We start from the raw sequence: 13327 nt of genomic DNA on the forward strand, positions 1-13327 counted from the left end.
TCCGTGCCGGTCAGGGCTGAGCGCGCAGGCGGCCGAGCAGTTCCTGGGTCGGATGGCCGTCGGCGGGCCAGCCCAGCGCCTGCTGGAAGCCGCGGATCGCCCGGCGCGTGTTGGCGCCGATGATGCCGTCGGCCGCGCCCGGGTCGTAACCCTGGCGGCCCAGGCGCTCCTGCAGTTCGAGACGTTCGGAGCGGCTCAGCGGCTGCTCGTCGCGTGGCCAGCTGCCAACCACTTCACCGCGGTCGCCGAAACGCTCGGCCAGCAGGCTGATGGCCAGGGCGTAGGCCGAGGAGTTGTTGTAGCGCAGGATGCTGCGGAAGTTGTCCAGCACCAGGAAGGCCGGGCCGCGGTGGCCGGCCGGCAGCAGCAGGCTTGCCTGGGCCTGCTCGTCGCCGCCCGGCATGCCCGTGAGGCCCAGGCGCCGCCATTCGGCGAGCGGCTTGCGAATCTCGGCATCGGCCAGGGCGTAGTCGAACCCCTCCGGCAGCTGCACCTCGGCGCCCCATGGCCGGTCCTGCCGCCAGCCCGAGGCCTGCAGGTAATGCGCGGCGGACGCGAGGGCGTCGGCCGTGCTGTTCCAGATGTCGCGGCGGCCGTCGCCGTCGAAGTCGACAGCGTGGGTGTTATAGGTGGTGGGGATGAACTGGGTCTGGCCCATGGCCCCGGCCCAGGAGCCGCGCAGCTGTTCGGGCCGGACATCGCCGTTCTGCAGGATCTGCAGCGCGGCGAGCAGCTGGCTGCGAGCGAAGCCCGGTCGACGGCCCTCGTGGGCCAGGGTTGCCAGCGAGCGGATCACCGACTTGTCGCCCTGGATCTGGCCGAAGCTGCTCTCCAGCCCCCAGACCGCCACCAGCGCTTCACGGTCCACGCCATAGTGCGCCTCGATGCGCGCCAGGGTGTCGGCATGTTCGGCCAGCAGGCGCTTGCCACGCTGCACGCGCTGCGGCGAGACGGCGCCGTCGAGGTACTGCCAGACCGGGCGGGTGAACTCCGGCTGGCTGCGGTCGGCGGCGACCACGCTGGGGTCGGGCTCGACCCCGGCGAAGGCGGCATCGAACACCCGGGCACTGATGCCCGCGGCCAGCGCCTCGCGGCGGAACTCGTCGCGCCAGTCGGCGAAGTCCACCAGCGGGGCGGATGCTTCGGTCGCGCTGCTGGACTGGGTGGGCGACGGCGCGGCCGTCTCGGCGGCGCCCGGCTGATAGCTGTCGGCCAATGGCTTGGCCGCGCAGGCGACCACGCCCAGCGCGGCGCCGGCGACCAGCGCACGCAACAACAGCACGGGAACGACGGTGTAGTGCATCACCACTCTCGCAGCGAAGATGGGCCGGGAACCTTATCACGCTTTTCGGCGCTTGGCCGCTACCGGCCGGCGTGGTGATCCCGGGCGAAGAGACGCTTGCCGGCCAGTTGCAGGCAGAGATCGGCGAGGCCGATCCAGGGGTCGCCCTCGGCCTGGCCCTTGATCTGGGCATCGATCTGCTGGGCGCTGCCGAGCAGCTGGCTCCAGCGCCGCGCGTCGTGGCGCTGCAGAGCCTTGGCTAGCAGCGGCCGGCGCTTGTCCCAGACGGGCGGGCGCGCCTGTGCGAAGGCGCGTTCCAGGGGGATGCCCTGGGCGTACTGCTGGGCGATCCCGCCCAGCTGGCGCAGCTCGCGCGCCAGCGCCCAGAGGATCACCGGCGGCTCGACGCCTTCGCCGCGCAGCCCTTCGAGCATGTGCAGCGCATGGCTGGCCTGCCCGTGCAGGCAGGCGTCGATCAGGCCGAACACGTCATAGCGGGCGCTGTCGGCGACGGCGGCCTGCACGGTCTCGGCGCTGACCTGGCCGGCGTCGGCCAGCAATTTGAGCTTCTCGATCTCCTGGGCGGCGGCGAGAAGGTTGCCCTCGACCCTGGCGGCGATCAGTTCGACGGCTTCCTGGTCGGCGGACAGGCCGGCCTGGGCCAGGCGCTGGCGAATCCATTGCGGCAGCTGGCCGGCGTCCACCGGCCAGATCTGCACGAACTGCACGTCCTTGCCGTCGATCAGGGCCTTGGCCCACTTGGTCTTCTGCGTGCTGCCGTCGAGCTTGGGCAGGCTGACCAGCAGCACGGTGTCCTCGGCGGGGCGGGCCAGGTAGTCGAGCAGCGCGGCCGCACCCTTGTCGCCGGGCTTGCCGCTGGGAATGCGCAGTTCGAGCAGGCGCTTGTCGGCGAACAGCGACAGGCTGGCGCCGGCCTCGATCAGCTGGCCCCAGTCGAAGCCGGTCTCGACATGGAACACCTGGCGCTCGCTGAAACCCTGTGCACGGGTGGCTGCGCGAATCGCATCGCAGGCCTCCTGGCACAGCAGGTGTTCATCGCCGCAGACGACATACACCGGTGCGAGCGTGCCCTGCAGATGCTTGGCGAGTTGGGCGGGGGACAGTTTCATGGGGGAAGGCGGGGGCGTGGGCCCCCGGACCGGTCAGCGGACGGGCAGCTGGATCGGCGACTGCTGCGGCTCGGCGGCCTGCTCGCGGCGTGCCGCTTCCAGTGCCTCGGCCTCGGCACGCGCCTTGGCTTCGGCGTCGCGCTGCAGTTCGTCGAGCTGCGCCGGGGTGATGCGCTGGATGCGCATGACCAGCTGCTGGATCAGCTCGCGGCGCATTTCCTGGCGCAGTTGCTCGGCTTCCTGGTCGGAGCCGATCAGGTTGTTCTCGTCATGCACATAGACCTTCTGCACCTCGACGCTGTCCTCGAGCAGCAGCAGGTCCTGCGGGCCGCGGAACTGGTAGGCCAGCTCGTTGCTGAGCTCGTACTCGGCGCTGCGCGCGGAGCTGGTGTAGCTGGCGGTGCGCTGGCGGCTGTCCTCGCGCACCAGCGCCAGGGTGTAGCGTGCCCCCGGGTGGACGCGCACCGAGTTGCGCTCGAGCACGTCGGCCAGTTGCTGGCGCGTCTCGCCGTAGCTGTTGCGCGCCTCGAGGTCGAGCTCCTTCAGGCCGAAATGCACATCCCCGGTGCCGCGCAGCTGGAAGCCGCAGCCGCCGAGCAGGGCAGCCAGGCCCAGCACAACCAGATTGCGTTTGATCATCCTGTTATCCCCTTGCGAAGTCCGGCGCCGCGCGGCGCCGGGCCCGAATCAGTTTGCGACGATGTTGACCAGCTTGCCCGGCACGACGATGACCTTGCGGATGGTCACGCCCTCGGTGAAACGCTGCACGTTCTCGTTGGCGCGAGCGGCAGCCTCGACTTCCTCGCGGGAGGCCGAGGCGGGCACCTCGATCTGGCCACGCAGCTTGCCGTTGACCTGGATGACCAGGGTCAGGCTGTCCTGCACCAGGGCCGACTCGTCCACCTGCGGCCACTGCGCGTCGATGATCGCGCCGACCTTGCCCAGGCGCTGCCACAGCTCGTGGCAGATGTGCGGGGTGATCGGCGCCAGCAGCAGGGCCACGGTCTCCAGGCCTTCCTGCAGCAGGGCGCGGTCCTGTTCGGTGGCGGTGGCGGCCTTCTCCAGCACGTTCATCAGCGTCATCACCTGGGCGATGGCGGTGTTGAACTTGTGGTGCTGGCCCACGTCGTTGCTGGCCTGCTTGATGGCCAGGTGGATGGCGCGGCGCACGGCCTTCTGCTCGTCAGTCAGGCTGGCGACATCCAGCTGGCCCGGCAGGCCGGCAGCGACATGGCTGTGGGCCAGGCGCCAGACGCGGCGCAGGAAGCGGCTGGCGCCCTCGACGCCGGAATCGGACCATTCCAGGCTCATGTCCGGCGGCGAGGCGAACATCATGAACAGGCGGCAGGTGTCGGCGCCGTAGGCATCGATCATCGCCTGCGGGTCGACGCCGTTGTTCTTCGACTTGGACATCTTCTCGGTGCCGCCGATTTCCACCGGCAGGCCGTCGGTCTTCAGCCTGGCGCCGATGACCTTGGCCTTGGCGTCGCGCTCGACCTCGACGTCGGCCGGGTTGAACCAGTCCTTGCCGCCGTTTTCCAGGGTGCGGTAGTAGGTTTCGGCGACCACCATGCCCTGGGTCAGCAGGTTCTTGAACGGCTCATTCGATGACACCAGCCCTTCGTCGCGCATCAGCTTGTGGAAGAAGCGCGCGTAGAGCAGGTGCAGGATGGCGTGTTCGATACCGCCGATATACTGGTCCACCGGCAGCCAGTGGTTGGCCGCCTGCGGGTCGACCATGCCCTGGTCGTAGTTCGGGCTGGCGTAGCGGGCGAAGTACCAGGACGACTCCACGAAGGTGTCCATGGTGTCGGTTTCGCGCTTGGCCGGTGCGCCGCATTTCGGGCAGCTGCATTCGTAGAATTCGGGCATCTTCGCCAGCGGCGAGCCTGCGCCGTCCGGCACCACGTCCTCGGGCAGCACCACCGGCAGCTGGTCTTCCGGCACCGGCACATCGCCACAGCTGTCGCAATGGATGATCGGGATCGGGCAGCCCCAGTAGCGCTGGCGGCTGATGCCCCAGTCGCGCAGGCGGAACTGGGTGCGCGCCTGGCCGAGGCCCTTCTTCTGCAGCGCCACTTCGATGGCGTCGAAGGCGCCTTCAAAATCCAGCCCGTCGAATTCGCCGGAATTGATCAGCTGGCCGTGCTCGCCGTAGGCGTCCTGCCAGGGGGCGGGCGTCTCGTCGCCGGCGCTGGTGCGTACCACCGGCTTGATCGGCAGGCCGTACTTGCTGGCGAATTCGAAGTCGCGCTCGTCGTGTGCCGGGACGGCCATCACCGCGCCTTCGCCGTAGTTCATCAGCACGTAGTTGGCGACCCACACCGGCAGCAGCTCGCCAGTCAGCGGATGCTGCACGCGCAGGGCGGTGGCCAGGCCCTTCTTCTCCTGGGTGGCGATGTCGGCCTCGGCGACGCCGCCGCGCTTGCACTCGTCGATGAAGGCTTGCAGCTCGGGGTTGTTCTGCGCCGCCAGGGTCGCCAGCGGGTGTTCGGCGGCCACCGCCACGTAGGTGGCGCCCATCAGCGTATCGGGGCGGGTGGTGAAGACCTTCATCACGCCTTCGCTGCCGATGCTGGCAACGTCGTAGGGGAAGCTGATCTCCATGCCGCGCGACTTGCCGATCCAGTTGCGCTGCATGGTCTTGACCTGTTCCGGCCAGCCATCCAGTTCGTCCAGGCTTTCCAGCAGCTCATCCGCGTAGGCGGTGATCTTGAAGTAGTACATCGGGATCTCGCGCTTCTCGATCAGCGCGCCCGAGCGCCAGCCGCGGCCGTCGATGACCTGCTCGTTGGCCAGCACGGTCTGGTCCACCGGGTCCCAGTTCACGGTGCCGTTCTTGCGGTAGATCACGCCTTTCTCGAACAGGCGGGTGAACAGCCACTGCTCCCAGCGGTAGTAGTCCGGCTTGCAGGTGGTGACTTCGCGCGACCAGTCGATGGCCAGGCCCAGCGATTTCAGCTGGGCCTTCATGTAGGCGATGTTCTCGTAGGTCCACTTGGCCGGCGCCACCTGGTTCTTCATCGCGGCGTTCTCGGCCGGCATGCCGAAGGCGTCCCAGCCCATCGGCTGCAAGACGTTCTTGCCCTGCATGCGCTGGTAGCGGGCGATCACGTCGCCGATGGTGTAGTTGCGCACGTGGCCCATGTGCAGCTTGCCGCTGGGGTAGGGGAACATCGACAGGCAATAGAAGGTGTCCTTGCCGGGCTGTTCGGCCACTTCAAAGGACTTGTTCGCGTCCCAATGGCTCTGGGCGGCAGCTTCGATATCGCGGGGCAGATACTGTTCGTGCATGGCTACTGGCGTTGAGGAGGTGGCGGGCGCTCCGTGCTGCAGGCGGTCGTGGCGGCGCCGACGCGGTCGGCGGGCCTGGCACGCGGCAGGCGGAGGCATGGAAACGCCGTAGCATACATGACCCCCCGCAACCTAGGGAAACCGGATTTGCCGCGGCCTCGCCCCGCCATCCGTCGTGTCGCAGGTGCCGGGCCAAGGCTGAGCTACGCTGTTTTCAAGGGGACGACGAGGTAGTCAAGATGAACAAAGAGCCATCGGATCGGAGCAGCCTCTATGGACGCGTTCTGCAACGCCTGGCGCTGGCTCTGGAGCAGGCGGAACGCGGTGCTGGCGATATCGAGGAACTGGAGGTGGATGGCCTGACCCCTGCCGAACTGGAGTTGATCCGCGCCTACTTGAGCGGCGACTCGCAATGGCTCTCGGGCTGGCATGCCGCCGCCCAGGAGCATGCCCGGCTGGCGCGCCAGCGCACCCGGCAGGTGCTGCGTGGTGGCGCGGACAAGCGCGGTGCAAGCCATGAAGCGCATCACCGCTTCGCCTTGCGCCAGATGCTCAGCTGTGCGCTCTGCCAGACCGAGGTCCAGTGGCCCGACAGCGCCGGGCCGGCCAGCTGCCCGCTGTGCGGCTCGCAACTGCTGCGAGCCCGGCGCCTGCGGCGCCTGGAACGACACTGAGGCCGACAAACGCCCGGATCGCCGCTAGAGTGGCCGCCATCGACTGGCTGGACGAAGGGGCGCCGTGTGCCGATCCGATATTTCTTCAAGCAGTTGCTGCTGCCGCCAGGCGGCCTGCTGATCCTCGTGCTGTTGGCCTGGCTGCTGCGCCGGCGGGCGCCGCGGCTGGCCGGGTTGTGCCTGGCGGTGGGCCTCGGCGGGCTGCTGGCGATGAGCTTGCCGGTGACCGTGGAATGGGGCGCCCGGGCGCTGGAGCGCGAGCCGGCACTGGTCGAGGCGCAGTGGCCGGGGCTGGCCGGGCAGGCAGGCGCCATCGTCGTACTTGGCGCCGGTCGCGAGCTGGCCGACGCGGCCTGGGGCAGCGACCAGCCGAGCCACCTCGCCTTCGAGCGGCTGCGCTATGCCGCACGCCTGGCCCGCGCCAGCGGCCTGCCGATCCTCACCAGCGGCGGGCTGCACTATGGCCGCCCGCCCAGCGAGGCGCAGCTGGGGGGCGAGGTGCTGCAGCGCGACTTCGGGGTGCCGGTGCGCTGGCTCGAGGAGCGCAGCCGCACGACCTGGGAAAACGCCGTCTACAGCGCGCAGATGCTCCGCGAGGCGGGTATCGAGCGGGTGGTGCTGGTCACCTCGGCGGTGCACATGCCGCGCTCGCGCTGGTGTTTCGAGCAGAACGGCCTCGAGGTGATCGCCGCGCCGGTGGGCTTCCTCGGCGTCGCCAACGGGCGGCCCCTGGGCGGCTGGCTGCCCGAGGCCAAGGCGGTCTGGCAGAACAGCCTGCTGCTCAACGAGGCCGCCGGCATGCTGGTCTACCCGCTGCTGTATCGCTGACGATCGCGGCGCTCAGCGACGACTGCGCCGGGCCAGCAGGGCCCAGCCCAGCAGCAGGGCGCAGAGTCCGAGCAGCGGCCAGGAGCGCCAGCGTAGGTAGGGCGTGCTGCCCTGCATGGCGCTGACCTCGCCATAGAGCACCGCTTCCTCGAACGCCGGCACCTGTTCGGTGATCCGGCCGAAGGGGTCGATCAGCACGGTGACGCCGTTGTTGGTCGTGCGGATCATCCAGCGTCCGGCTTCCAGCGCGCGCATCTGGGCGATCTGCAGGTGCTGCAGCGGGCCGATGGAGCGGCCGAACCAGGCGTCGTTGCTCACCGTCAGCAGCAGGTCGCTCTGCGCCGCGAGGTCCGCGGCGAACTCCGGGTAGACCACCTCGTAGCAGATATAGGGCGCGATCCGCAGCCCCTTGGCCTGCAGCAGCGGCTGGCCGGCCTCGCCGCGGGCGAAGTCCGACATCGGCAGGTCGAAGAAGGCGATCAGCCCGCGCAGCAGGTCCTGCAGCGGCACGTATTCGCCGAACGGCACCAGTTTCTGCTTGAGGTAGGTGCCGCTGCCTTCGCCGACCACGGTGAGCGCGTTGTAGTAGCGCAGCTCGCCGGCGGCGTTGGGCTGGCGCAGCGGCACCCCGGTGATCAGCGCCGAATCGCGCTGGCGGGCAAAGCCGGCCATCATCGATAGGTAGCCCTCGGCGTGCTCCTTGAGGATCGGCACGGCGGTTTCCGGCCAGACGATCAGGTCCGCCGGCCGGCTGCGGAAGGTCATGTCGCGGTACAGCAGCAGCTGCATCTCGAGCTTCTTCGGGTCCCACTTCAGGCTCTGGTGCACGTTGCCCTGTACTGCGGCGACGCTCAGCGGATCGCCCTTGGACGCGGTCCAGGCATGCGCGCCGAGCAGGACGCCGGCCAGCCAGGGGGCGAGCAGCAGGCCCAGCGCCGGCACCAGCACGGCCGCTCGCCGCCCTAGTCGCGGCAGGTTGACCAGCAGCGCGGCGCTCAGCGCCAGGCAGAAGGTCAGCAGCCAGATGCCACCCAGCGGCGCCAGGCCCGCCAGCGGGCCGTCGAGCTGGCTGTAACCGGCGTAGAGCCAGGGGAAACCGGTCAGCAGCCAGCCGCGCAGTGCGTCGATGGCGGTCCACAGCGCGGCGAAGGCGAGGGCGTCGGCCAGCGGCGCCTGCGCGCGACGCAGCCAGCGTGCCCACAGCCAGCCGAACAGCAGTTGGAACAGCGCCAGGCCGGCGACGAAGCCGAACGTCAGCAGCCCGGCCAGCGGCGGCGCGGCGGCGCCGAAATCGTGGATACTGACATAGACCCAGCTCACGCCCGAGGCGAACAGGCCGAAGCCGTAGCACCAGCCGCGGCGTGCCGCCTGCCCCGGGCTCAGCTCGCGCAGGCCGAGGTAGAGCAGCGCCAGCGAGACCAGCGCCAGTGGCCAGAAATCGAACGGTGCCAGGGCCAGGGTGGTCAGGGTGCCGGCCGCGAGGGCCAGCAGGTTGCCCGGCCAGCCGGGACGGGTGATCCAGGGCATGGGAGTTCCTTGCGCGACAAAGGGAGCGAGGCTAAGGCCAGGCGCGCCAGCGGGCAAGCGCAGGGCGCGGGCGGGACGGCTGCCGCACGGGCCGCGGCCGGATGGCCGGGCCTGGCGGCGGGGAATCAGCGACCTTCGCGTTCCAGGCGGGTCATGCGCAGCATGTGCACCCGGCGGCTGTCGGCGTTGAGCACGCGCACGCGGAAGCCGTCGATCTCGATGATCTCGTTGCGCTTGGGCAGGTGGCCGAAGGCGTTCATCACCAGGCCGGCGACGGTGTCGAACTCGTCGTCGGGGAACTCGACCTCGAAGTAGTCGTTGAACTCGTCGATCGGGGTCAGCGCCTTGACCAGGAAATCGCCGGAGGGCAGCGGGCGGATGTAGCTGTCTTCCTCGACGTCGTGCTCGTCCTCGATGTCGCCGACGATCTGCTCGAGCACGTCCTCGATGGTGACCAGCCCGGCGACGCCGCCGTATTCGTCGATCACCACCGCCATGTGGTTGTGGTTGGCGCGGAACTCGCGCAGCAGCACGTTCAGGCGCTTGGATTCCGGCACGAAGGTCGCCGGGCGCAGCAGGTCCTTGATGTTGAAGGCCTGCTGGTCGTCCTGCAGGACCAAGGGCAGGAGGTCCTTGGCCAGCAGGATGCCGATCACCTCGTCGAGGCTCTCGCCGACCACCGGGTAGCGCGAGTGGGCGGCCTCGATGATGGCCGGGAGGAATTCACGCGGTGACTGGTCGGCGCGGATGCTGATGACCTGCGAGCGCGGCACCATGATGTCGCGTACCTGCAGGTCGGCGACCTGGATGGCGCCCTCGACGATGGCCAGCGCCTCGCTGTCGAGCAGCTTGTTGTCGTGCGCCTCGTGCAGGATTTCCAGCAGTTCCTGGCGATTCTTGGGTTCGTGGGCAAAAGCCTGGGTGATTTTCTCCAGCCAGGACTTCTGCCCGCTGATCGATCGGTCTTCGCTCATGGTGTGTGACTCAATGGTCCTTGCCAGTGCCCGCTTCGGGCTGTTGTTCTGCATAGGGATCGGGGTGGCCGAGCTCGGCGAGCAGCTCGCGCTCCAGCGCCTCCATCTCCTCGGCTTCCTCATCCTCGATATGGTCGTAGCCGAGCAGGTGCAGGCAGCCGTGGATGACCAGGTGCGCCCAGTGCGCCTCGAGCGGCTTGCCCTGCTCGGCGGCCTCGCGCGCGACCACCGGGGCGCAGATCACCAGGTCGCCGAGCAGCGGGATGTCGAGGATGCCCTCGGGCACCTCGGCGGGGAACGACAGCACGTTGGTGGCGTAGTCCTTGTGCCGCCAGGTGCGGTTCAGCTCGCGGCCCTCGGCTTCGTCGACCACGCGGATGGTCAGCTCGGAGTCGGCGCTGCGCTGGCGCAGGCCCAGCTCGCACCAGCGGCGCAGGTCGGCCTCGGCAGGTACCGCGGCCTCGCTGGCCAGCTGCAGGTCCAGCTCGATCACGCTTGCGGCTCCTCGCCCGGGCGACGGCTCGCCGCCGGTGCCTCGAAGGCGTCGTAGGCCTCGACGATGCGCTGCACCAGCGGGTGGCGCACCACGTCCTTGGGCTGGAAGTGGGTGAAGCTGATGCCCTTGACGTCCTTGAGCACCTCGATCACGTGGGCCAGGCCGGACTTGGTGCCGCGCGGCAGGTCGACCTGGGTGATGTCGCCGGTGATCACCGCGGTGGAGCCGAAGCCGATGCGGGTCAGGAACATCTTCATCTGCTCCTGGGTGGTGTTCTGGCTTTCGTCGAGGATGATGAAGCTGTTGTTCAGCGTGCGCCCGCGCATGTAGGCCAGCGGGGCGATCTCGATCACCTGCTTCTCGATCAGCCGCGCCACGTGCTCGAAGCCGAGCATCTCGTAGAGCGCGTCGTACAGCGGGCGCAGGTAAGGGTCGATCTTCTGCGCCAGGTCGCCGGGCAGGAAGCCGAGCTTCTCGCCGGCCTCCACCGCCGGGCGCACCAGCAGGATGCGGCGGACCTGCTCGCGCTCCAGCGCATCGACCGCGCAGGCCACCGCCAGGTAGGTCTTGCCGGTGCCGGCCGGGCCGATGCCGAAGTTGATGTCGTTGTCCAGGATCGCCTTGACGTAGCGCTGCTGGTTGGCCCCGCGCGGGCGGATGTTGCCCTTGCGCGTGCGCAGGCTGACGCCCTGGTTGGCGCTGGGGTTGGCCAGCTCCTCCATGCCCGACTCCTGCAGGAACAGGTGCACGGTGTCCGGCGACAGCTCGGTGGTCTTGGTTTCGCGGTACAGGCGGCGCAGCAGGTTTTCTGCCGAGCGGGCGGCATCCTTCGGGCCGACCAGTTCGAACTGGTTGCCACGGTTGCGGATTTCCAGGGCGAGGCGCTGTTCGATCAGTCGCAGGTGCTCGTCGAACTGGCCGCAGAGATTGGCGAAGCGGCGCGCTTCAAAGGGTTCGAGGGTGAAACGATGGGGTTCTATGGGTGCGTTCAAGGGCTTTCGATATGGCCGTAGGCGGCGAATTGGTGAAAAGAGAATAGCGCCGCCCGGGCAAAGCCGAAAGCCGGCGCTCGTTCGGCCTGCCAGGCCCCGGCTAGCCGGGGCCGGCGCCGGAACGGTCAGCCCGGCAGGCTGCCGCGCAGGGAGTGCGGCAGGGCGTCGTCGATGTGCACGTCGACGAACTGGCCGATCAGCCGCGGGTTGTCGCAGCGGAAATTGACGATACGGTTGTGCTCGGTGCGGCCCTGCAGCATGCCTGGGTCCTTCTTCGAGTAGTCGGTCACCAGGATGCGCTGGTTGGTGCCGACCATCCGTCGGCTGTTCTCGAAGCCGAGCTCGCTGATGCGGTGCTGCAGCCTGGCCAGGCGCTGCTTCTTCACCTCTTCCGGGGTGTCGTCGGCCAGGTCCGCCGCGGGCGTGCCGGGGCGGGCGCTGTAGACGAAGGAGAAGGAGAAGTCGAAACCGACCTCCTCGATCAGCTTCATGGTCTGCTCGAAGTCCTTCTCGGTCTCGCCGGGGAAGCCGACGATGAAGTCCGAGCTGATCAGGATTCCCGGCACCGCCGCCTTGAGCTTGCGGATGCGCGACTTGTACTCCAGCGCCGTGTGGTTGCGCTTCATCGCCGCCAGCACCCGGTCGGAGCCGGACTGCACCGGCAGATGCAGGTAGCGCACCAGCTGCGGGATGTCGGCGTGGGCCTGGATGATCGCGTCGGAGAACTCCAGCGGGTGGCTGGTGGTGTAGCGGATGCGCTCGATGCCGTCGATGGCCGCCACCGCATGCAGCAGGTCGGCGAAATCATGGCCGTCGTGGCGATAGCCGTTGACGTTCTGCCCGAGCAGGGTGACTTCCTTCACGCCGCCTTCGGTCAGGTGGACGATCTCGGCGAGCACGTCGGGCATCGGCCGGCTGACCTCGTCGCCGCGGGTGTAGGGCACCACGCAGAAGGTGCAGTACTTGCTGCAGCCTTCCATCACCGAGACGAAGGCGCTGGGGCCGTCGACGCGCGGCTCGGGCAGGCGGTCGAACTTCTCGATCTCGGGGAAGGAGATGTCCACCTGGGGCTTTTTCGTGGTGCGCGCGGCGTCGATCATCTCCGGCAGGCGGTGCAGCGTCTGCGGGCCGAACACCACGTCGACGTAGGGCGCGCGATCGCGGATCGCCGCACCTTCCTGGCTGGCCACGCAGCCGCCGACGCCGATCACCAGCTGCGGGTTGTCCTGCTTGAGTTCGCGCCAGCGGCCGAGCTGGGAGAACACCTTCTCCTGGGCCTTCTCGCGGATCGAACAGGTGTTGAGGAGGATCACGTCGGCATCGGCCGGGTTGTCGGTGATCTCCAGGGCCTGGTGCTCGCCCAGCAGGTCGGCCATGCGCGAGCTGTCGTACTCGTTCATCTGGCAGCCGTGGGTTTCGATGAAAAGCTTGCGGGACATGTTACGGGCCGGCGTTGTGCAAAAAATGACCGGCGATTATAAGCGCCTGCAGGGGAGGGGGAAAGCGCGCGATCGTCGCTGCCGGCTCAGGGGGCGAAAGGCGAATCGGCGGCCTGCAGCTCCTGCAGGTATTCGCGGAAGATCTGCCCGAGCACCTGGGTGGCGATTTCCAGCTCGTCGCGGCGCATCTGGTTGGCCACCCGGTCGGCGGTGTCCAGCGCGTCTTCGTCGCCGTTGACCGCGGCCATCTTCAGCACGATGTAGGCCTGCACGTTGTTGGCCTGCACGCCCTCGCCGCGGAAGAACATGATGCCCAGGCGATGCTGTGCGTTGGCGTGGCCCTTGAGCGAGGCCTGCTCGAACCAGTGCAGCGCCTTGTTCAGGTCGCGTGGAGCGCGCTTGCCGTCGTGGTAGAACTCGCCCAGTTCGAAGGCCGCCTGGGCATCGCCTTCGCTGGCCGCCTGCTGGCAGGCCCGCAGGGCCGCGGACAGTTCCTCGGGCAGTGCATTGAGCGCGCAGCGTGCGGTGGCCGGCACCAGCAGTGAGTTGCCACCGGCCAGGGCCATCGTCGGCAAGGCGAGGAGCAGGCAGCCCAGGGACAGAATGCGGCCGGTGCGGGTCATCAATTGGAGCGCCTCGAGGATCAGGGCGTTTTAATGGGACAGCCGCGCAAACGCGTCGGCGGTCACAT

The 13327-nt window shown here is 68.7% G+C and carries 12 protein-coding genes; 2 read left to right on the forward strand and 10 right to left on the reverse strand.

Annotation, left to right across the window (positions count from 1 at the left end; translation table 11 throughout):
• Window positions 1-10: 10 nt before the first annotated feature.
• Genes L3N39_RS03590 through leuS form a run of 4 tightly spaced genes read right to left on the reverse strand, consistent with a single transcriptional unit; the run spans window position 11 to window position 5706 of the window.
• Window positions 11-1303, reverse strand: a complete 1293-nt coding sequence (locus L3N39_RS03590; RefSeq protein WP_237255820.1) for a lytic murein transglycosylase — start codon at window positions 1301-1303, stop codon at window positions 11-13.
• Window positions 1304-1362: 59 nt separating this feature from the next.
• Entirely contained in the window at window positions 1363-2412 is a 1050-nt protein-coding gene (gene holA, locus L3N39_RS03595; RefSeq protein WP_237255821.1) for a DNA polymerase III subunit delta, read from the reverse strand.
• A gap of 33 nt (window positions 2413-2445) precedes the next feature.
• Window positions 2446-3051 (reverse strand): LPS-assembly lipoprotein LptE, encoded by a 606-nt coding sequence (gene lptE, locus L3N39_RS03600; RefSeq protein ID WP_237255822.1) that lies wholly within the window; start codon window positions 3049-3051, stop codon window positions 2446-2448.
• A gap of 48 nt (window positions 3052-3099) precedes the next feature.
• A complete protein-coding gene (gene leuS, locus L3N39_RS03605) occupies window positions 3100-5706 on the reverse strand; it encodes a leucine--tRNA ligase (protein ID WP_237255823.1) in 2607 nt (868 codons plus the stop codon).
• A 239-nt stretch (window positions 5707-5945) separates the two neighbouring features.
• Between leuS and L3N39_RS03610 the strand changes: the two genes are divergently transcribed.
• Both L3N39_RS03610 and L3N39_RS03615 read left to right on the forward strand, forming a co-directional pair.
• The gene (locus L3N39_RS03610) at window positions 5946-6380 is read left to right on the forward strand and encodes a hypothetical protein (protein WP_237255824.1); all 435 of its coding nucleotides are present in this window, start codon (window positions 5946-5948) and stop codon (window positions 6378-6380) included.
• Window positions 6381-6446: 66 nt separating this feature from the next.
• A complete protein-coding gene (locus tag L3N39_RS03615) occupies window positions 6447-7208 on the forward strand; it encodes a YdcF family protein (protein WP_237255825.1) in 762 nt (253 codons plus the stop codon).
• A 12-nt stretch (window positions 7209-7220) separates the two neighbouring features.
• Here the strand turns inward: L3N39_RS03615 and lnt are convergent, their stop codons facing one another.
• The 6 genes from lnt to L3N39_RS03645 all read right to left on the reverse strand — a co-directional run bounded on the left by lnt (window position 7221) and on the right by L3N39_RS03645 (window position 13259).
• Window positions 7221-8735, reverse strand: coding sequence for an apolipoprotein N-acyltransferase (lnt, locus tag L3N39_RS03620; RefSeq protein WP_237255826.1), 1515 nt, complete (start codon window positions 8733-8735; stop codon window positions 7221-7223).
• Between the two features lie 125 nt (window positions 8736-8860).
• Entirely contained in the window at window positions 8861-9709 is an 849-nt protein-coding gene (locus L3N39_RS03625; protein ID WP_237255827.1) for a CorC family transporter, read from the reverse strand.
• 10 nt (window positions 9710-9719) lie between these two features.
• Window positions 9720-10202, reverse strand: coding sequence for an rRNA maturation RNase YbeY (ybeY, locus tag L3N39_RS03630; protein ID WP_237255828.1), 483 nt, complete (start codon window positions 10200-10202; stop codon window positions 9720-9722).
• Entirely contained in the window at window positions 10199-11197 is a 999-nt protein-coding gene (locus L3N39_RS03635; RefSeq protein ID WP_237255829.1) for a PhoH family protein, read from the reverse strand. Before L3N39_RS03635 ends, ybeY begins: the two co-directional genes overlap by 4 nt.
• 125 nt (window positions 11198-11322) lie before the next feature.
• A complete protein-coding gene (gene miaB, locus L3N39_RS03640; protein WP_237255830.1) occupies window positions 11323-12636 on the reverse strand; it encodes a tRNA (N6-isopentenyl adenosine(37)-C2)-methylthiotransferase MiaB in 1314 nt (437 codons plus the stop codon).
• Between the two features lie 86 nt (window positions 12637-12722).
• Complete coding sequence (locus L3N39_RS03645; RefSeq protein ID WP_237255831.1) at window positions 12723-13259, reverse strand: tetratricopeptide repeat protein; 537 nt, start codon at window positions 13257-13259, stop codon at window positions 12723-12725.
• Window positions 13260-13327 lie beyond the last annotated feature (68 nt).

The sequence above is a fragment of the Pseudomonas oligotrophica genome, from assembly GCF_021726475.1.
In the GTDB taxonomy this organism is placed as follows: Bacteria; Pseudomonadota; Gammaproteobacteria; order Pseudomonadales; family Pseudomonadaceae; genus Stutzerimonas; species Stutzerimonas oligotrophica.